Origin of the sequence: Motilimonas cestriensis (assembly GCF_021295315.1) — a bacterium.
Lineage (GTDB): Bacteria > Pseudomonadota > Gammaproteobacteria > Enterobacterales > CBDFNC01 > Motilimonas > Motilimonas cestriensis.
On sequence record NZ_JAIMJA010000007.1, the window covers coordinates 129,972 to 150,369 of the forward strand.

Annotated in this window: 15 protein-coding genes; 7 read left to right on the top strand and 8 right to left on the bottom strand. The window is 45.1% G+C overall.

What is annotated here, in order from left to right:
• Positions 1-416: 416 nt before the first annotated feature.
• The 8 genes from K6Y31_RS08750 to K6Y31_RS08785 all read right to left on the bottom strand — a co-directional run bounded on the left by K6Y31_RS08750 (position 417) and on the right by K6Y31_RS08785 (position 11,688).
• Positions 417-1,535, bottom strand: coding sequence for a hypothetical protein (locus tag K6Y31_RS08750; RefSeq protein WP_233052409.1), 1,119 nt, complete (start codon positions 1,533-1,535; stop codon positions 417-419).
• 14 nt (positions 1,536-1,549) lie between these two features.
• Complete coding sequence (locus K6Y31_RS08755) at positions 1,550-4,414, bottom strand: DUF4132 domain-containing protein (protein ID WP_233052410.1); 2,865 nt, start codon at positions 4,412-4,414, stop codon at positions 1,550-1,552.
• Positions 4,415-4,428: 14 nt separating this feature from the next.
• On the bottom strand, positions 4,429-4,875 hold the full coding sequence (locus tag K6Y31_RS08760; protein ID WP_233052411.1) for a hypothetical protein: 447 nt from the start codon (positions 4,873-4,875) through the stop codon (positions 4,429-4,431).
• Between the two features lie 921 nt (positions 4,876-5,796).
• On the bottom strand, positions 5,797-7,221 hold the full coding sequence (gene creD, locus K6Y31_RS08765) for a cell envelope integrity protein CreD (RefSeq protein WP_233052412.1): 1,425 nt from the start codon (positions 7,219-7,221) through the stop codon (positions 5,797-5,799).
• 101 nt (positions 7,222-7,322) lie between these two features.
• Positions 7,323-8,768: a two-component system sensor histidine kinase CreC gene (creC, locus tag K6Y31_RS08770; RefSeq protein WP_233052413.1), complete on the bottom strand. Its 1,446-nt coding sequence runs from the start codon at positions 8,766-8,768 to the stop codon at positions 7,323-7,325.
• Between the two features lie 2 nt (positions 8,769-8,770).
• Positions 8,771-9,466 (bottom strand): two-component system response regulator CreB, encoded by a 696-nt coding sequence (gene creB / locus K6Y31_RS08775; protein WP_233052414.1) that lies wholly within the window; start codon positions 9,464-9,466, stop codon positions 8,771-8,773.
• A 205-nt stretch (positions 9,467-9,671) separates the two neighbouring features.
• Positions 9,672-10,589 carry a carbohydrate-binding protein gene (locus K6Y31_RS08780; protein WP_233052415.1) on the bottom strand — a complete coding sequence of 306 codons (918 nt, stop codon included), beginning with the start codon at positions 10,587-10,589 and terminating at the stop codon, positions 9,672-9,674.
• A gap of 211 nt (positions 10,590-10,800) precedes the next feature.
• Positions 10,801-11,688 (bottom strand): carbohydrate-binding protein, encoded by an 888-nt coding sequence (locus K6Y31_RS08785; protein WP_233052416.1) that lies wholly within the window; start codon positions 11,686-11,688, stop codon positions 10,801-10,803.
• Positions 11,689-12,056: 368 nt separating this feature from the next.
• Here K6Y31_RS08785 and K6Y31_RS08790 point away from each other — a divergent pair, with 368 nt between their 5' ends.
• The 7 genes from K6Y31_RS08790 to K6Y31_RS08820 all read left to right on the top strand — a co-directional run bounded on the left by K6Y31_RS08790 (position 12,057) and on the right by K6Y31_RS08820 (position 20,234).
• Entirely contained in the window at positions 12,057-13,025 is a 969-nt protein-coding gene (locus K6Y31_RS08790) for an alpha/beta hydrolase (protein WP_233052417.1), read from the top strand.
• Positions 13,022-13,780, top strand: a complete 759-nt coding sequence (locus K6Y31_RS08795; protein ID WP_233052418.1) for a chitosanase — start codon at positions 13,022-13,024, stop codon at positions 13,778-13,780. Before K6Y31_RS08790 ends, K6Y31_RS08795 begins: the two co-directional genes overlap by 4 nt.
• Positions 13,781-13,948: 168 nt before the next feature.
• Complete coding sequence (locus K6Y31_RS08800; RefSeq protein ID WP_233052419.1) at positions 13,949-15,082, top strand: PQQ-dependent sugar dehydrogenase; 1,134 nt, start codon at positions 13,949-13,951, stop codon at positions 15,080-15,082.
• Between the two features lie 412 nt (positions 15,083-15,494).
• The gene (locus K6Y31_RS08805) at positions 15,495-16,733 is read left to right on the top strand and encodes a helix-turn-helix domain-containing protein (RefSeq protein ID WP_233052420.1); all 1,239 of its coding nucleotides are present in this window, start codon (positions 15,495-15,497) and stop codon (positions 16,731-16,733) included.
• A gap of 93 nt (positions 16,734-16,826) precedes the next feature.
• Positions 16,827-18,200: an isochorismatase family protein gene (locus K6Y31_RS08810; protein ID WP_233052421.1), complete on the top strand. Its 1,374-nt coding sequence runs from the start codon at positions 16,827-16,829 to the stop codon at positions 18,198-18,200.
• A 234-nt stretch (positions 18,201-18,434) separates the two neighbouring features.
• On the top strand, positions 18,435-19,559 hold the full coding sequence (locus tag K6Y31_RS08815) for a nuclease-related domain-containing protein (protein ID WP_233052422.1): 1,125 nt from the start codon (positions 18,435-18,437) through the stop codon (positions 19,557-19,559).
• Between the two features lie 45 nt (positions 19,560-19,604).
• A complete protein-coding gene (locus K6Y31_RS08820; RefSeq protein ID WP_233052423.1) occupies positions 19,605-20,234 on the top strand; it encodes a nuclease-related domain-containing protein in 630 nt (209 codons plus the stop codon).
• The last annotated feature ends 164 nt before the right edge of the window (positions 20,235-20,398 follow it).

Genomic DNA, 20,398 nt, shown 5'->3' on the forward strand with positions numbered 1-20,398 from the left:
CCGCGAAATCTAGTGATTATTCGCAGAATAAATTCTGCTCCTGCGCCACGCATCAGGCCCTGTAGGAGCGGTATTTATACCGCGAAATCTAGTGATTATTCGCAGAATAAATTCTCCTACTGCGCCACGCATCAGGCCCTGCAGGAGCGGTATTTATACCGCGAAATCTAGTGATTATTCGCAGAATAAATTCTCCTACTGCGCCACGCATCAGGCCCCGTAGGAGCGGTATTTATACCGCGAAATCTAGTGATTATTCGCAGAATGAATTCTGCTCCTGCGCCACGAATCAGGCCATGTAGGAGCGGTATTTATACCGCGAAATCTAGTGATTATTCGCAGAATAAATTCTCCTACTGCGCCACGAATCAGGCCCTGTAGGAGCGGTATTTATACCGCGAAAACTAGTAATTAACTTACTCTGCTTCCATCATCAATACCAAAAAGTCTTTCCAAACCAGAAAATCATCATAACTTTCAATGGCTCCTTCTAGCAGCTCCGCGCCTTCTTCTAACACAGGCCCCAATACGCAAATAAAATCTAACACTTCATCATGTTGCAAAATCAAGGTACCGAGTAAGTTACCTTGCGCTAACTTTGAGACAACTTGTTTTAAGTAAGTTGCTAAGTGAGTGTTTAATGGCTCCATCGCAATGGCATCGCTATATTGCGGATAAAATTCTAAGAAATCTTGCGGATTCTCAGGTGCCATTTCATAACCCGACTGATATTGGCTTTCTAATTCCACTAAACATTGGCTGGCTTTGCTCAGCACCAGCAACGTCTCTTCAATACTGGCTTCTTGCGACAAGCCCGCGCAAATGGCACGTAAGCCCTCTAAAGCAACATCGTCTAATTCAGGGCCAACTTGCTCAATTTCAGCTTCTTCATAAGGCGCATCTTCGTCGTATTCATCGTCTTGACCTAATTCCGACAACCATTCTTGGTAGCGCATCTCCGACACCATTTGGTAATCATCGTGCTCAACCTCATCGGCATAGTCAGCGTCATACAAAAAACCTTCGCGGATTTGCTTGGGTAAGCCTTGGTGCCAACGCCGATAGATAGTGCCCAATAAAATAGTGTCCTCCCCTTCAAATGGGTAGTCATCAAACCGCATTACTTGGCCATCATGAACAAAGAACCAAAATTCCCAAGGGTCATCATCGCCACAGCCCCAAGACAACACATGTATCTCTGGGCAAAGATGATGTAAAAAGCTAACCAAACCATATTGAATTTCATCACCCGGTGAACCTCCGACCCAATGGGAGGTAAAATAGCCCGCAATTTCCCCTACGCTCTCAGAGCCAAACTCACTGTAAAGCTCATTCGTTACGTAATTGAGCAGATCAGTTGCTAACTCGGCGCCCTTTTCTGGGTTAATGTCAGCCGCTAAGTGTATAAATTGCTGGTCAATATCATCTTGATTTTGACCAGAATTAAGATCATGTAAGGTGAGCAACGCCACCAACTTTTTATGTTGATCTGGCTCTGGGTGTTTAAAATATAAATTTGAATGTAACTCTGCCATTTTGCTCTCCTTACTTACGCGCTTTGCGCGGCGCATTGATTAATTTGACTTAGAATGGTTTCATCTTTGATCTGGTCATCGCTAATCAGTAAAAATATCTTACTGATAATTTCTGCCATGCGTTTATCGACATCGGCAAACGGCAGATATAAATCCTCACTCGCTTGTCCTTCTGGCACGATACATAAGTAGTTGCCTGGTTGAATATGGATCACCCCCGTACCGAGGTGCACTCGATATTGAGCTAGCTTACCGTCAATATAGGCATAGTTGTCTTCACAACGAACTTGTTTCAAGCCTAAATCTTGGATCAGGTTTAATACTAACTCGCCGCGGCGCTGCGCACTTTCTGTAGACCAACGGCCATACTCATCGTCCAGCTGCGCAACCGATGCAACAAGATCAATATCTCGCATCACTTCAGAGAACACGACCGGCTCAACATCTTCAAGTAACAGCTTGTCATTGCCGCGTTTAAAGTAAATCACATCCATCGGGCCATCATCTTCAGCCAAATAGTGACGTGATTCGGGAAATTCCACTTGGGCATAGCATTGCTGTTTCGGAAAACGTTTAAAAACCTCGACCCAATCACCACCATATTGAGTCCAGTTTCTCCCTTGGAATAAGCGACTAGCAATCGCGCCATCAACCACATGACCGGCAAAACGCATCGAGTCATGTTTTGCTTCAATTTCAGCGGGCGTCACCACGTAGAGCTCACGAAACGCTTGCTTAAAAGGTTGAACTAATCGCTGTGAAACTACTGTCTGTTGGCTTTGCGGTAAAATATTCACTTTTAATAAATCATACACATGGGCAATCACCGGCTCATCAACAATGGCCACTGCTTCCCCTGATAAACCCGTTAACGTATCCGTAGTGCCATTGAAAAAACCAAAACCTGTACCCGATTTTAAAATCAACTGGCTTAACATGCCTTTCACCACAGGCAAGCGACTTAAAGTTGCTAGCTCATCGGCGCTGATGGTATCGCGCTGACACATCATTTCTTCTAAGGTATTTTTAAATCGGCTTGCTTGGCTTCGCACATTATCTTGCGCGGCGCGCATGGCCTGATAAATCTGCGTTTTACGCACTTTTGGCGGCACTGACTTTAGGGGCTTGCCGGCTTTTTTCACCACTATCTTAGCTTTGAGTCCTGCCATCACTAAGCTGACAGTCCAATCTTCTGCTTCATGCTCTTGGTTAAACGCCACCATGTCATCAGCAATGTCCGCTTCTAATGCCCATTCCATGCGAATTTCATCGCTGTATCCGGCCGACTGCGCTAAATTTTTCAAGCCCGCTTTCACTGCAGCTTGAGTATTCGCTTGACGCTCCGCGCCATATTGCGTCGCTTCTTTGTGCATTTGTTTAAATTTAAGATAACGCGCTTTTAACTCAACATCATCTTCGATGGCATACAAGCCATAGGCTTTAATGGCTATTTGGTGGTGGCGCACTAACTTTTTCTCAAGTTTTTCCTTGTCCCAGCCTTTAACAGCGGTCAATAGCACCAGATAGTTCTTCAGATCGATACTCGATGCGTTCATCGCTTTAATATATTTTTTTAATGCCTTATCGTCGGCGGCCGCCAACACCTCACTGGCGGCACTTCTATCTATCACGCCGGAATTTGTGCTGGTTGAATTACAAACGTCTCTGCAACTATCTAACGTTGCTGGATTTCCTTTGCCCCAATGAAATAGCATTTTTTGCACGGGTAAAAGAGACTGCCAACCTAGCGCGATCAAAATGGCATCACGGGCAAAGCCTGCATAAGGTAGCGCAGTTAATAAAGTGGCTTCTTTAAACTCACCTAACATGGCAATTAATTGCGCTTGAGTTTCATCTTTGAGCAAACCAGGACAACGGATTAAATAGTAAGCCGCTTTCGATACATCATGCTCATAGAGATCTTTTAGGGCTTTTGCCTTGATGCCGTACTGCTCAATTAGCCCCAACCCTTTTTTCAACCATGAAATACCCGCCGTTTGTGAATAATCAAAAATACTCGATAGCGCATAACCATTTTCAATAGGATCTAATTCTTCCACCAGCTGCTTTAAATACGTGGAATAGGCTTTGATAAATTCGCTGGAGAACTCACTATCTGCTTTAACTTCATCAATATCAGGCTCAAGCCAATAGCTGCGCACTAACTCGGGGTGAACTAATACCGCCTGTTTAAACCAATCATAATCAAACTGGTTATTGCTGTGTAAACGCTGGCACACATCTGCAAACTCGCTATAAAGTGAACCCAACAAATTGTGATTGCTGCGGTTACGTCTTTCATAAGCATAATCACTTTCTTTACGTGCAATTATTCGGTTATGCTGCCCTGAAAAAGCCACTTTTAATGCTTGATTAATCGCAGGGGTTTCTTGCATCAATAGTAGAAAGCGTACACAGTCATAACTGTTGGGAAAACAGTAACGCTGTAAAATATCCTCCTCACTTAAGTATGTATTTGGTGCTATTTCAGTGCCCTCAGAGTAAGCCTCTAAGATCCAAAATAAACGTTTAATCACCCCTTGGGTTAGGCTCTCATCTGGATGTTCCGCAAAATAATACACGGCAAGCAAGCTGGCAATATCAGCAATAAAGCCGTCCATATTTTTCCAGTTGCTTTCAATATAATGCTCCGCCGGGTGCAATAAATATTCAGCTAATTGACTTGATGCATTATCACCTAATTTTTCCATTAGTTGAGTAACATACTGTTCAATTTCGCGCTGCGACTCTGGCTTGTTATCCCTGCCTTCAAATAGGTCTGAAAAATCATCTTTCAGGTCTCGAATATTGTTTACGTCAGTCAAAAGTTCGCTAACGGCATTAAACACCTGCTGGTGTGCTGGGCGCCAATTTTCCATTTTATCTCTCCTAGTTAGCCGCCAACCAGCGGGATCAAGCGTAAAAATTTAATGTTTGAATCATTGTGTAGCTGACAAAGTTGATCTACGTCGTGGACTTCTTCACCGTCGATAAAGATTTTGAAGCGTTTATTACGAAATGCCGTGATGGCTTTCGCCGCTTCTTGTTCAACATTGATGACAGGTGTTGACGTGGTAAGGGGCTTAGCTAAAGCAATTTTGCCCTCGACTTGCATTTGCTCGACGTCATCAGGGTGCAAGTATTGATGATGAACGCTCTCAGCAATCGATTCAGGCTGATTTTGCGCGGCCGTCATGGCGCTTATTTGTTTAGCAACCGTTAAGCGAATTAACTCACTGACACTAATACCGGTTTGCGTTAATTGCAACGAAACATCGGGGATAGGAATATGGGTTGGCTCGTGACCAAACACTAAAACAGAAATATTGACATGTAGCATAGCGAGACTTTTAACTATTTAATATTGGTATTGCGCCAGTAAAACAAATAATCAGTTAAAGATGGTTATTTTTTCTTGGTTAACGTACATTTTTGTGAGGTGGATTTGATCACGTTAGCGCGGCCATGCTGTTAGATTGTATGCGGGATAAATATCTCGATATTCCACGCGCTGTATTCGCAGTATAAATGCTACTCCTACGTGGGTTTAGATGCGGCTTTCATCGGTGATTCATACTGCGATATTTCACGCGCTTTATTCGCAGCATAAATGCTGCTCCTACGTGGGTTTAGATGCGGCTTTCATCGGTGATTCATACTGCGATATTTCACGCGCTTTATTCGCAGCATAAATGCTACTCCTACGTGGGTTTAGATGCGGCCTTCATCGGGGATTCATACTGCGATATTTCACGCGCTTTATTTGCAGCATAAATGCTGCTCCTACGTGGGTTTAGATGCGGCTTTCATCGGTGATTCGTACTGCGATATTTCACGCGCTTTATTCGCAGCATAAATGCTGCTCCTACGTGGGTTTAGATGCGGTTTTAATCGGTGATTCATACTGCGATATTTCACGCGCTTTATTCGCAGCATAAATGCTGCTCCTACGTGGGTTTAGATGCGGCTTTCATCGGTGATTCGTACTGCGATATTTTACGCGCTTTATTCGCAGCATAAATGCTACTCCTACGTGGGTTTAGATGCGGTTTTAATCGGTGATTCATACTGCGATATTTCACGCGCTTTATTCGCAGCATAAATGCTACTCCTACGTGGTGTTTATCCCCTGTAGGAGCAGAGCTTGCTCTGCGAATATCACACATCCCTGAGCAAGCTAAGGTTCTACAAAAAATACCAATCAACAAGTTCAACATACAAGGAGCGGCTTTTAAGCCGCGAAAAACCATATCCTCGGTGGTTAATCTTTTGACTGGCTGATTGGGGCTTCAGGCTCATCTAACAGGTCATCTGCCCATTGCTCTTCTTGCTTGGCGCGATACAGCTGCGCTTTGGCTTTTTCGCTAGCCCAATTACTTACTTGATACCAATCTAAATGGCGGGTGGCAGCCATGACTAAAACAAGGGCGGCAAACACTAATCCCGCGCCAAGTAATAACGCATGGTCTTCAGAGCTTAAAATCACATAAAGCAGCACATATAACAGAGCGATAAAGCCGCCAAATCCGAGCCCCCATTTCACATTACGCAGTATTGAAGCGACGTAAAAGGTCAGCAACAACACACAAGCGCTGGTGGCAAGACCATAAGCCATTAAAAAGCCAAGGTGTTCAGACAATGCAATTAACAATAAATAAAACACCGATAACGCCAGCGCCACTAAGGTGTATTGCACCGGGTGAATCTGCAGACGCTTGAGCACTTCAAACACAAAGAAGCTAATAAAGGTTAATCCTACAAACAACAAACCATATTTAGCACTGCGAATAGACTGTCGGTAAATATCCACCGGCGTGTTTAAACTCACGCCAAAACGATTGCTCATCAAGCCTGAACAATCCCCAGTTTGGCAACGCGTCACATCCTGCGTGATATTGCTGCTAAATTCCGATACTTGCCATTTAGCTTGAAACTGCTGTTGACTGATTTCACGCTCGGTCGGTAAAAACTGGCCGACAAAATTGGGATGGGGCCACGAAGCGGCTAAATCCACTTTGGTGTCTTTGGCAATGGGCGTAAACCACAATGTATCCATGCCGCGCAGGTTTAATTCAAAATCAAACTTAGCGCGGGTGCCAGTTAGGTTTTCTAACGGTGCGTGCACGCCTTGTGGGCTAAAGCTCAAATTACTGCCTGCGGCAAAGGTGTGCTGACTACTTTGCCAATTCAAAATGGGCTTGTTATTGATGCCGCGCATATCCGATAAAGTAACGGCCAAATACGGCGTTTCAATGTTAAATACATTTGGCATATTTTTAAGACGGTTATATTCGGTTAAATCAAACTCACCTGCTAACGTCATTTGACTGGTAAACACCGGAAACGAGAATATGCCCCGGGCCCGCTGCTGCGTGGTCATTTGTGAGTCTAACTTAAGATGCTCTGGAATAATGTACAGCACGCTGCGGTGCTCAACCGTGCGATTAATATACTTTTCAAGCTTGCCGTCCCAAACCGATTTTACTTCTCGGTAATGATGCGGCACCACCAGCATCGGCCCAAATACCTGCTGCTCACCACTCCATGCGTGGGCAACACTGCGCTTAGCTTGATCTTGATAGTGCAATCGCTCTTGAATTAATTCTTCAATCACGGTTAACGCAAAAGCGGCGAGTAACCCGCTAAAAACTAAGAAAATGATTTTTTTACCTAACATCGATTTCATATTGGCTCTCCCTTTTGATATAGCAAAAGAGTAACCAAGGCATTTGTGTTAACGATGTGGCTTTTGTGTGTTTTATGTGTGAATTGTCAAGCCATTCACGTCTATTTTGGCTGAGTGAACGGCAACGTTAGCTGCGCGATTGCGCCTTGTTCACCATTTCTTAAACTGCATTTGGCTTGATGTAAATAACATATTTGCTGAACAAAGCTTAAGCCCAAGCCAGAGCTCTTCTTCCCTGTATGCGGACGCGGTAAAGAATAAAAACGCTCAAACACCCGCGCCAACGCATAATCCGGTAAACCGGGGCCTTGATCGGCCACTTTTAAAAAAATGTGATCGCTTTTAGCGCCGATGGTCAAACTGATCTCAGCCCCAACAGGACTAAAATCAATGGCATTGGTCATGAGATTCTCAATGGCTTGGCCTAACAAAAAGGCATCACCTTCTACACAGCCTGTACCTTGAATATTAACCGTTAACTGTTTTTCCTTAAGTGATAGGTCTAAACGTTCAACCACAGCTAGTGCCAATTGCCCTAAGTCAACAGCAACGATGTTATTCAACCCCTGCTGGTTTTCAAGCGCAGCCAAAGCCAATAGCTGGTTAATCAATATTTCAACGCGCACACTTTCATTTTTAATATTACCAATGAAATGCGCTTGATCAGCCGGTGGTAATCCCTGCTCTAACAACTCAGCAGCCCCTTTGATGGCGGCAACAGGGCTTTTCATTTCATGGGTTAAACTATGAATGTATTGTTCAACGTAATTTTTGCCTTCTAATTGCACCCGCATGTGCGCCATCGCCTGAGCCAAGTGCTCAAGCTCAATATCGGAAAATTGCGGCACCGCGACCGCCTCTTTGCCTTGGCTCACCGCCACAGCGTAGTCGCGTAACTTTCTTATTGATCCCGTTAACCAATAACTCACGGCTAAGCCCAACAACACCGCCAGTAAGATTAACACCATGCCAAAGCGCTCTACTTTATCCCGCGAGACCTCTAAAAAAGGTTGTAATGAGAGATTGGGTTTGACTAAAGTCAGCACACCTATAACTTGTTCGCCCACCAAGATAGGCGCCGCCACATACATCTCAGAAGTTAACGGATCCCCCTTCACCGCTTCGGTGCTGCGCGCGCCGTATTGGCCATTTAAGGTACGCTGTACATCGTTCCAGCGATAATAGCTTTTGCCTATATCGCGCCCTTCACTGTGATACACCACCACACCCCGACTATCGGTAATGTATACCCTTAATAAGCTTTCGGTTTTTGCTTTGGTCCAAATTTGCGCATTCAGCTCACGTTGCTTAAACGCTTTAAAGGCGCGATCAAATTCGCCATTTGCTAACTCACCGCGAACAAATTCAGGCGTGGCTATTTCAGCAAGCAAATTTGCCGCATCCACCATGCTTTCTTCGGTGGCTTGACGCAGCCCAGGCTTTAATTCGCTGGTCAGCACGTTTAATTGCAGCGACAAGCCAACGCCAATCAGTAGAAAGAAAAACAAAAACAATCGTAAGCGAAAACTAATTTTGGGCAATTTCATGGTTAACGTTCCGCTGACGAGCCAGGCAGCACGAGGCTGTAACCTAATCCACGATGGGTTTTTATCGGGTCGTTATCAGAAACTTTCTTCAGCTTCGCTCTTAACCCTTTAATATGAGTATCAACAGCCCGATCAAAACTGCCACAAGCATCAGGCCAAACCTCGGCCATTAATTGCTCGCGGCTAAATACCCGCTCCGGCTGACTAAACAAAGTCGCCAATAGGCCATATTCATAGCGCGTTAAATCAAGGGGCTCACCGTAATATCGCCATTGTTTTTTAACTTCATCGCATAGTAAAACGTCTTCTTGTTTATGCGCTACTGGCACTGGCTGCGCTGGCCCAACGCGCTTTAAAATCACCTTCACTCTTGCCACCAGCTCACGCGGACTAAAAGGCTTAGTCACGTAATCATCGCCGCCAATCTCTAGGCCTACTACACGATCAATTTCGTGATCGCGAGCGGTTAAAAAGATGATCGGCAGTTCGCTGAATTGGCGCACCAACTTACACACTTCAAAACCATTAATATCTGGTAAGCCAACATCCAAAATTATTAAGTCAAAAGGTTGCTGTTTTAATAAGGTCAAGGCGTCGTTGCCTAGCATGCAGTGCTGCGGCGCAAAGCCCTCAAGTTTAAGGGAATAAACGATGTTATCTGCAATGGCCTGTTCATCTTCAACTACCAGCACCTTCATGGAAAACCTATTACATTTCAATATTATTGATGGGGTTGATATTTAGCAGATATGAACAGTAAGTACAAATATTAACGCCTATAGCAGCTGAGCTCGCTCAGGGAATCGCTATCCTTCGCCGAGCAAGCTCGTCTCCTACCGAACATTACATCCGAAATACCTGTAGGACCTGAGCTTGCTCAGGGAACCTTCCATCGGAAACTGTTTACAGGTTAACAATAACCTTTCGACAAATATCTTTTTCACTACAAACCAACACAACCTCTGGCACAGGCGTTGGCTCTAAAGTGGGTGGCATCATAGTACGAGATTCAAGCTCTTCATTTGCTTGTGCCTGCTCAAAACTTGGTGGAGGTGTTGGGATGGGAGTCGGCGTTGGCATCACACTGCCATAAGTTTTAGACCAAGACTTAGTGGCAATGGAATAGTAGCTTACTTGTTTCTCCTCACCATTTAGCAGCGCATTACAAGCCGCTTGGCCTTTACAAGTTTGACCATCAATCACAGCCGTGATCGGCTCAATCTTACCGGTAAAGTTAGATGAGAAACGCACCGTATCAAAAATCACTTCATCGGTCATTTCGGTCGCAAGGCTAATGCTGCGAACATAATGGCGGGTGTAGTAGTAGCTGCCATCAGGATTCATTTGCGGCGGTGCACCGCAATCATAACTCTCCAGACTAAATTGCGCAGCTTGCATCTTTTTGGTGACTTCTGCTACCACCCAAGGCCCTAACTCGCTTGGCGTTTGTCCTTGAGTCCAATATTGCGCTTGGTAGATTTTTCCACCAAACAGCACCGTATCGCCTTGGTTATATACTGCATTTGAACGCCAAACATCATTCTCACGTGTCAGCAGTTTCCAACTTGCCCAGGTTGGCCCCGGCGCTTCATTTTGTGTCCACCAACGAGCTTGATACAAACCATTAGTGTGCAAAACAATCTCACCTGCTTGATAGACCTGCTCTGATTGCCAAAGCGGGGCGCTCACATCAACCAAGGGAAAATCCACCACCAAATCAGTATTATCTGTGATCGGGGTATTGATTATTGGGCCACACGTTGCTTGTACTTGCCCTGCGGCCAGTAGCGACAGTAAGCCGATTGGTAACATCCTTTTCATTATTGCTCCTTTTTTATTACTAGCCAACTCATGTTAGCCATCAATCAAGCATTATAGATATAAGAAAAATCAAAGAGGTGCGAATGAGTAGAATTGAGAGAGCTGGCAACAAATCAGTCCAAAAACACGCGATGAAAACGATGATTCGGATAAATTGCAGGAGTGGCTTTTAAGCCGCGATCTTAACAATCGCGGCAGTTCCTCCATAACATTAAAAGCTAATTGGCAAACAAACATGCTGTTGATTACAGAACTTCACCACAACATCTGGCCGCTTTTGGTTTTCAGCATTAACCAACTCAAAGGCTGAAGACGCTAACGCAGGGTTCACTGGCAGCGGCGTTGGTTCCGGCGTTGGTTCTTTAGAGCCATGGCTTTCGGTATATGAATAGCTATAGCCATTATAATAATCAACCTGCTTCGCCACGCCATCAAGCAAAGCATTACAAGCCATCTGCCCCTCACAAGAAACACCCCCAATTGAGGCGCGGATCGGCTCAGAGGAAATTTCTTCATCACGCTCAATAATCACGTAATCAAAGATCACTTCATCGGTGATAATAGGCATCATTTTTAACGAGTTAGAGCCTGACACCTCCCAATAGTTACCGCCAAAATCAGACGGTGGTCGGGCACAACTGTAGCCAGAGCGTATAAAGAAGGCACTACGCATTTTTTGCGTCACTGGATGATGCGACCACGCGCCACTTGCACCCGGCGTGGTTTGTTGGTTCCAATACTCAGCTTGATAAATTACGCCTTCAAACAAAACCGTGTCACCTTGCTTGTATACAGCCGTTGCATCCCAAACTGCATTTTGTTGCATTATTTTTTGCCAACTTACCCAGCTCGGGCCAGGCTCTTCATTTTGCGTCCACCAGCGCGCCTGATAATTAACAAGTTGGTGCTGTACACTATCGCCCGCTTGATAAACCTGATCAGGCAGCCATGGTGGAGCAGTCAAATCAACCACTGGAGTCTCCACCACTAACTGTGCATGTGTATTGTTGAATAACGTCTCTGGAAAAAGCGTACAAGTGGCTTGTGCTTGCCCGGCCGCGAGTGCCGCTAGCACCGCCGTTGATAACAGTGTTTTCATCGTTCATCCTTAAACAGTTTTTTATACATATCTAATCAACCTGAAAATGCTTGAAACATGCATGTTCAAGTTGATTGGGTATAAACCAACCCCTTGTCGGTTCATTCAATTCAGATTATAGATAAATTATTTGCCATCGAAACGGCAAAAGATAAAACTGCGAATTAGGCCTTACTTTTATTATGGTTTTTAGCTTTGAAACGATGAATGCGTTATACGTATTGCAGCGAAGCAGCAGGCTTAAACAGCAATGTTTCAACAAGTGCAGCAATCAACAATATCTACCTTGCGCACATTTTTTATATAAACAGCCAACAACTAGCCATTTTTGTCTAACTTTATAAAATCAAAAACCACTACTGATATATATGTTATTTATAACTAATCGGGCGCCATTAGGCGATCGCGCCGCTGCTGCCAACAGCACGTTTAACTTTGATCCAAAATGTAACGCGCCAAGCTGCGAGGTGTTTTATTGTTTGCGCAACCAAGCCAACCAATACACCGAACTTGGCTCCACTGGCTTCATGCAGCAACTCAAACAAAGTCCTTATCAGCAACTGCTGTTTTATATCCATGGTTTTAGCAATCAGCCCGAGCCTGACATTTTTCCAAGGGCGCAGCAGCTACAACAATACTTTGATCAACACCAGCACAACCATATTCAAGTGGTGCCGATTATCTGGCCATGTGATACCGATATCGGCATTGTGAAAGACTACTGGGACGATCAAAAATCCGCCGACGCCAGTGGCATGGCATTCGCACGGGTACTGCAAAAGCTACTTGTTTGGCAGCAAAGCAACCTTGACGATCCCTGTTTAAAACGAATGAACGTGTTGGCTCACTCAATGGGTAACCGTGTACTGCGTGAAACCCTATACCGGTGGGAGCATGACTACCTAGGTAAAGGCGTCCCCTTAATTTTTCGCCACATTTTTTTAGTCGCCGCCGACGTCAACAATCAAACCTTAGGTCACGCCGAGCCGGGCAGACTAATAAGCCAAGCGGCGCGTAATGTGAGTGTCTATTTTGCCAGTGACGATCTAGCATTACGCGCAAGTAAAGTATCCAACCTTGCCAATGGCATTGCCTCACGCCGTTTAGGTCACAGCGGGCCAGAAGACAAAAGCCAACTGGCGCAAAACGTTTACAGCATCGATTGTGACGACATCAATACCCACTACGATTTCCCCAAAGGCCATAGCTACTTTATCAACCAAACTCATCAGCAGCCTGGCGTGGTGTTTCAGCATCTTCTTAACACGCTAATAAGTGGGCGAGTCAACGCCACACTTGCCAATCAAAGCCATCAACTAAGTGAGCATACGCCATGAGCCTGCATTACAATCCACACAAGCCCCCAACGCAAGCGAGCCCACAACCAGTGGCAGTGGCAAACAATGCCAACAAACTTGCTAACCAAGAGGTCATCGAGCGTATATGGCGTATCATCAACGTGTTTGAAACAGGGAAAACCAGCGGTAACTATCATGCACTGGTTGTAATGCAAGATGGCAAAGGCAACACGCGGCAAATAACCTATGGCCGCAGCCAAACCACCGAGCAAGGAAAATTAATTGATTTAATTCGTCTTTACTGCACTAATCAAGGCCGCTACAAAACTGAGCTTGCGCCTTATTTAAACAAAATTAAACGCCAACCGCTGGCTGACAACAACCACTTCAAACAGCTATTAATCCAAGCAGGCCAACACGACCCTATTATGCAACAAAGCCAAGACCAATTTTTTAGCCAGCACTATTGGCAGCCCGCCTACCACTGGGCCCAGCAACAAGGTTTTGTTTGCCCCCTTAGCTGGCTGGTTATTTACGACTCATATATTCATTCAGGCCATATTATGGCGTTTTTACGCAAGCGCTTTGCCGCTAAAACACCGCGCCACCAAGGCAACGAACAGCAATGGATCTCACAATACACTCAAACTCGTCACCACTGGCTCAGCAACCATAGCAAACCACTACTGCGTAACACCCGCTATCGCACTCAATGCCTACTTAACCAAATTGAGCTCAACAACTGGCAGCTTGATCAGCTGCCTATTATTGCCCATGGCGTAGCGGTGAGCTAAGCAACACGAGCTTCATTCACGCGCCTTGTTCGCAGAATAAATTCTGCTCCTACTTGGTGTTTCGCCCCCGTGGGAGCAGCATTCATGCTGCGATATTTAACTGACATAAATTGCACTATTTAGCCTAAATGATATGGTTAAACGTAAACAACATAAGCAGGTGAATTTATGACCTTATCTAACACGTTGCTATTACCTACATCATTTGCCTCTAGCAAAACCCTGCGCCTAGTATATTTCTTAACAAGCGCAATCATGCTCACTACCCTAACCACCAATAACGCTTACGCTTGGCAGGCGAAAAAAATGGCCGACGGCCTAACTCTGCCTTGGGGAGTCACCTACATAAACGAAAGCACCCTACTCATCACCGAGCGCGGCGGAGCAATTAAACAACTCAACCTCAAAACTGGCCAACATCAAACCTTATTTCAAGTGCCTAACGTGTCGGCAAAAGGCCAAGGAGGCTTACTCGATATCGCCAAATCTCCTTTTGCTGAAAACGCCGTGTATTTCACCTACAGCAAAGACATCAACGGCCAAGGTGCTACTACCCTTGCATCCGCTAAATATGAAAACGGCAAACTCAACCACTGGCAAGATATACTCGTCACCCAATCACGCAGTGACACCGGACGCCACTTTGGCAGCCGAATTACCTTTGACAACAACAGCGTGTATTTTTCAATAGGCGATCGCGGCGTGCGTGACAACGGCCAAAACACCCAGACCCACGCTGGCAGCATTTTACGCTTAACGCCCCCCGGCCAAGTGCCGTCAGACAACCCGTTTCTCAATAACAACAAGGTACGCAACGAAATTTGGAGCTACGGCCATCGCAATCCACAAGGGCTATTTTTTGATAGCCAAACCAACCAGCTCTGGTCGATTGAACACGGCCCACGTGGCGGTGACGAAATTAACCTGATCAAAAAAGGTGCTAACTACGGCTGGCCCATCACCTCACACGGCAAAGAATACTGGGGCCCCATCAGCGTGGGAGAAGCCAAAGAGAAACAAGGCATAGAATCACCCGTTAAAGTGTATGTGCCCTCCATCGCCCCCGGCAGCTTAGTGCTATATCGCGGTGACAAATTTCCTGAGCTTAATGGCAAACTACTCGCTGGCGCGCTCAAACTCATGCACATTAACGTGGTCACACTTAACCAAGCCGGTGAGGCAGTAGATGAACAACGCCTCTTGGGAGATTTAAACGAGCGTATTAGAGACATCGAAACCAGCCCTGCAGGCGACATCTATTTTGTTACTGACAGCGGTAATTTGTATCAGCTAACGCGTTAACAGCCAAGCGGGTCAGCTTTAAACATCCCATGTAGGCGCAGAGCTTGCTCTGCGAATATCACACATTCCCTGAGCAAGCTCAGGTCCTACAAAAGACACAAATCAACAAGTTCAGCATACAAAAAACGGCTTTTAAGCCACTAAGCAGCGCGCGCACTATTCGCGGTATAAATACATCTCCCACAACATTGCTTAACTTGGTAGGAGCGGCTTTTAAGCCGCGAAGCAGCGCGCGTAACAATCTAATGTTACTTGTGCTCATTTAAGTTGAACTTCTAACCAACCCTGTTTAATGCCAGCGTGTATTACAAGCCAATCACCCAACTGAGATCACACCCTCGCCCTATTATGATTGCAGGCAAGCATAAGGGCACAAATAATCAGCACTTCTTAAATCTTAACTGGTTAGTTTATGGATGAATCAATCAGTGCAGGGGCGGTGGTATGCACACTCATTCTAATGGGAGCAATACAAGCCGCTTTTTCTGCGTTTTCTATCTACCGTCAACAGCAATATTACTTAGCGGCATGGCTTGGCTGCTTTAGCATCGAAGTTGCCAGTAAAGGCCTGCTTTACATGGGATTTTTGACCAATTGGACGCAATGGTTAGGTTATTGGTTCTCGTTCGATATTACCTATGGACCCCTGTTATTGCTTTGGATCTTGAAGCTAACATCCAACAAGCCGCTATCAAAATGGCATTTATTGCACTTTTTACCCGCTGCTGGCTACGTAGCATTAACCCTGCCCGAAGCGCTGTCGATGCCAAGTGCAACGCGCATGGAACGAGTAAACAACTACCTCTCTGCTGGCGAATGGGTCAGTTACAGTCCAGAAACCATTCAGTGGTTAGGCGGTTTATTGTGGCACCCTTATGTTTATGTTCTGCTCGCGTTCGCTTGCGTAATTTGGCGACGAAACCAAGTGCAAGCAATCATTTATCGCTGGCTTATCTCCATTCGATTGGTTCATTTAGCAATGTGGTGCGCCGTTATATTTGGTATGGAGCGGCTTCCTTTATCGCTGCCGCTGCTCTTTCTGGCCAGCTACTTACCAGCCGTGCTGTGGGTAAATTTTCTGGCTTGGTTAAGCCTGTCATATTTTCAACTCAAACCAACAGCGGAGCTAAAATACCCACTGCAGCCAAACACATTTAACGAGTTAGAAAGGCAAACGGCGATAACCACCCCGCCCCAATACAGCACATTAACAACACCCACCGATCAGCCCGTTACAACGAAAGAGAAGTATCAACACACACGGCTAGATCAAGACCAACAGATATTAATAGCCACACAACTGGATAACTTAATGTCACAAGGCGCTTTTAAAAGGTCGCGCTTATCACTGGCCGAAGTGGCAGACGAAATAGGCATTGCGCCCCACTATGTTAGCCAAGTAGTAAACGACCATTACCAGAGTCACTTTTCAGATTTTGTAAACAAATATCGAATTAAGGCTATCAAAGCGCAGTTGTTGGATGCCCAATTACAACAGCAAACCATTTTAGAAATTGCCCTTGCCAATGGATTTAGCAGCAAAGCAACCTTTAATGCGGTATTTAAAAAAGAAACCGGAGTCACTCCCTCTTATTACCGTAAGCAAAAAAACCATAATAAATGTGATGTGGAGCAAATTTGTTTTAAGTAAAAGGTACAGTTTTATAAGACTGAACGCCTTAGTTGTTGTTTTTATTCATCATATTTTCGCGAAATGGATTTACTTATCGTTCAAGGAGAAAATATGAAGAACCAAACCTATACATTGATCTGCAGTGCATTACTGTCTGGAAGTGTGATTACCTCAGCCCACAGTGCTAGCGCAGACCAGGTTACCAACGCGCAAAAAATCACAGACAAACACAGCTACAACCAGCAATTACACTACGTGAAAACAGACGTATTTGCTGACTTCAAACGTCATAATACCGCTTTATTGGTGATAGACGCCCAGCAAGGCTACATACCCAATTCGCCCGATTATTGGGCAAATATTTACTACCCCGATATGCCAAGACCCCCTGAAAACAATTATTATCAAACCGATCAGCAAATTGACAATATTGTTGCGCTCACCAAAGCCGCGGCCAATAAAAATTTATCCACCCATATAACCTATGAAGGCTACCCTGAAGACCACTCACCCTATATTGAAAAAGTTGCACAAGAGCTACCAGCCAACACCAAGCGCTATTTCAAGTCTTACTTTAACTCAACCACAGAGCAAGACGTTAAAGCGGGCATGCAAAAGCTAAGGGAGCAAGGTATTCATCAAATCATTGTGGCTGGCGCCGAAACCGATGTGTGCGTGATGCAAACAGTATTGGGGCTACGCAAAATGGGCTTTGACGTATACCTGGCCAGTGACGCAGTGTTTTCTTCCGAGCTTTACACTCGGCCAACCTTTAAACGCTTACAACAAGCCGGGGTAAAATTAGCCAAAACAGACCAACTTATCGCCGCTATCAATGGTGACGACAAGTTAACCTTAAGTCCGCGCTACAATATCAAACCGCGCTACAACTTGTTTCAACCTGATCGCCAGCAAATGGCAACGTTGCATTTTAACCAAGACGAAGTGAGTATCAGTAAAGCAGAGCATGACAATAAATCGGCTGTCGACTACCGCATGCGCCAATCGAGCGAATACACCAGCTATGTGATGGCGCCAGCCATGGGTGTAGCAACCTTCCATATATCTGGTAACAACAAACCGTATAGCGTGAACCTAGTCCAACCCGATAATTTGCAAAACGTGCGAAATATCAAACAAGCTATAACGGGCATGCAGGCAGAAGGAAAAACACAAGCCATCATTTCAGGCGTAGTGTCTAAAAGTGAATTAATTGGCGCAACCATTAAGTTAATTGAGTCGGGGATCGTGCCAGTCATCATGGAAGATAACCTAATGGGTAAACAAATAGACCCCATTAACTACCTCGATACGGTGTATAGCTTAGGCGCAATACCTGCCACCTATAAATCGTTGGGTTATGAAATTACCAAAGCCATCTACTATCTTGACTTGTCGCAAGCTGAAATAGATGCCCACTATGACATGTATAACAACACCAACCAAATCATCATGGAGCTGTTACCTAGAGTGCGCCAATTTTAACCCCATAACGGCCTTGCCAATGGCAAGGCCGTTACTACCCTCAACATCACCTTTTCGCCCGCGTAGGAACATCACAAATTGCCTGAGCAAGCTCAGGCCCCACAACATTGAAATATCACTAGCAAATCTCACTCATCCCCACTCAACTCACAACTAAACACAAAACTAATTTTAAAAACCGTTGCAAAACCTTAATATCGATATATCAACTTTATATCACCTGTGAGGTGCGCCTTGATTTGTAAAGACAAAGACAACCAAACCACTAATAGCATCAAAGTAAAAGCGGGCATTAAACAAGAGCAAGACGTCGCCTTTTTCCTAAAGCGAGCCTTCAGCGACAGCCCTAACATAATGATATTTAACGATCTCAAGCTACATCACCAAGGTGAAAACGCGCAAATTGATCACTTGGTGTTATACCCCTATGGCTTTGTACTCATCGAATCAAAAAGCATCACTGGCCACGTAAAAGTTAATCAACACAGCGAATGGCAGCGCAGCTACAAAGGCAACTGGTCGGGCATGCGCTCGCCCATTAAACAAGTCGAGCTACAACAACACCTGCTACGGCAACTCCTGCACGATCACAAACAAAACATCTTGCCTAAAATGCTATTTGGTAAAGTGCAACAAAGCTTTGGTGGCCGTTGCTGGGACAACATCTGTGCTATCTCAAGTAATGCCATTATCGACCGAGGCGACATGCCTGCAAAACTTGAAAAACAGGTGGTTAAATCTGAATTTGTCGTCGACAAACTCAAGCAAATAATGGACTTGCCAAGCGGTATTTTTAAAGCACTTAAACCCACTACCCGTCCAGAGTTCAGCGGCGAAGACATGCAAGCTATCAAAGCGTTTTTGTTAAGCCAACATCAGGGGGATACACAAAAAGGCAGTGAACAGACTCCCCCTGAGACAACAGAATTGGCCATGGCTACACCAACGGAAGCCATCATTTCAGAGCAAAATGAACCCGCGGCCAATGAGCAAATAGCCCCACCTCAGCCAGCGATAAACAACAGCAATAAAAGCGTGGCAAAAGCCGTTACCTTTCCTGCGAAAGCCGAGCCTAAACCGCTACCAGCAGTAACCAATAACGACAATGCAACTAAGCGGGTCAAATGCAAAAAATGCGGCGCCACTGCGCAACTCACCGCCGCCTTTGGCAAGTATGGCTACTACGTGATTTGTGGCGTGTGTGAAACCAACACAGCAATGAAAATGCCCTGCCCCGCGTGTAATAGCAAAAATACCAAGGTGGCGAAAAAACGTGATGACTACTCAGTAAATTGCAGTGACTGTGAAACCACTACCTTGATTTATCAACAAGACAAACAAGCAGCGAAAACCGCTTAGCCCGTTAACTAACATTGGGTTAGCGCATTAAAGGAAAAGTATTACATGTGGTTAGCTTTCACTTGTGTGGCGATTGTCTTTGCCTATTTGCTAGGCAAATCTCACGCCAGCTATCGAATCAGTGCAAGTGAAAGAAAAGTCGCAGGCATCATCAACCAGCATATTAACCCCGAAACAGAAGTGCTGGTAAACAACGTTACGTTGAAGTTAAAAGACGGCACCACCACACAAATTGATCACTTACTCCTCTCTCAATTTGGCGTGCTAGTGATAGAAACCAAAGATTACAGCGGCTGGATCTTTGGCGAACAAAAATCAGCTAAGTGGACACAAGTGTTGTACCGGGCGAAAACGAGATTTCAAAATCCGATTCGGCAAAACTACAAACACATTAAGGCTATTGAAGCCCTTTTTGAATTTTTACCCCGCCAAGATATCCATTCGTTGGTGGTTTTTTCAGGCACAGCCAGCTTTAAAACGGCCATGCCAAGCGGGGTTATATATGTCAAGGACCTGCCAAATTGCCTAAACGCCAGAGTTGAAAAAACCATTAGCCTTAATCGCGTTCAATTTTGCCTTGGCAGACTACAGTTTTACCGCCTGCCTGAGACCAAGCAGACGGATAAGATTCATATTCAGAACATCAAAACCAAGGTAGGAGGTTCAACCCTGTAGGGCGTAGGTACAGAAAACACATTAAAATGATGGAGCAGCATTTAGTCTTACCAACAATACAAACCAATCAAAATCTTTTACTAAGCTGCCTGTGCGGCAGTGAACGTCAGCAAGCGTTATCGCGCATTGGTTGCAGGTCACATTAGGCCAGCAAAAACCTACCA

What these genes read in the sequence shown, in the direction of transcription:
- K6Y31_RS08795 (WP_233052418.1), top strand. Translation starts at nt 13,022, where the DNA reads ATGAGCCTGCATTACAATCCACACAAGCCCCCAACGCAAGCGAGCCCA.
- creB (WP_233052414.1), bottom strand. Translation starts at nt 9,466, where the DNA reads ATGAAGGTGCTGGTAGTTGAAGATGAACAGGCCATTGCAGATAACATC.
- creD (WP_233052412.1), bottom strand. Translation starts at nt 7,221, where the DNA reads ATGAAATCGATGTTAGGTAAAAAAATCATTTTCTTAGTTTTTAGCGGG.
- K6Y31_RS08790 (WP_233052417.1), top strand. Translation starts at nt 12,057, where the DNA reads ATGTTATTTATAACTAATCGGGCGCCATTAGGCGATCGCGCCGCTGCT.
- K6Y31_RS08785 (WP_233052416.1), bottom strand. Translation starts at nt 11,688, where the DNA reads ATGAAAACACTGTTATCAACGGCGGTGCTAGCGGCACTCGCGGCCGGG.
- K6Y31_RS08810 (WP_233052421.1), top strand. Translation starts at nt 16,827, where the DNA reads ATGAAGAACCAAACCTATACATTGATCTGCAGTGCATTACTGTCTGGA.
- K6Y31_RS08805 (WP_233052420.1), top strand. Translation starts at nt 15,495, where the DNA reads ATGGATGAATCAATCAGTGCAGGGGCGGTGGTATGCACACTCATTCTA.
- K6Y31_RS08750 (WP_233052409.1), bottom strand. Translation starts at nt 1,535, where the DNA reads ATGGCAGAGTTACATTCAAATTTATATTTTAAACACCCAGAGCCAGAT.
- K6Y31_RS08755 (WP_233052410.1), bottom strand. Translation starts at nt 4,414, where the DNA reads ATGGAAAATTGGCGCCCAGCACACCAGCAGGTGTTTAATGCCGTTAGC.
- K6Y31_RS08800 (WP_233052419.1), top strand. Translation starts at nt 13,949, where the DNA reads ATGACCTTATCTAACACGTTGCTATTACCTACATCATTTGCCTCTAGC.
- K6Y31_RS08780 (WP_233052415.1), bottom strand. Translation starts at nt 10,589, where the DNA reads ATGAAAAGGATGTTACCAATCGGCTTACTGTCGCTACTGGCCGCAGGG.
- K6Y31_RS08820 (WP_233052423.1), top strand. Translation starts at nt 19,605, where the DNA reads ATGTGGTTAGCTTTCACTTGTGTGGCGATTGTCTTTGCCTATTTGCTA.
- creC (WP_233052413.1), bottom strand. Translation starts at nt 8,768, where the DNA reads ATGAAATTGCCCAAAATTAGTTTTCGCTTACGATTGTTTTTGTTTTTC.
- K6Y31_RS08760 (WP_233052411.1), bottom strand. Translation starts at nt 4,875, where the DNA reads ATGCTACATGTCAATATTTCTGTTTTAGTGTTTGGTCACGAGCCAACC.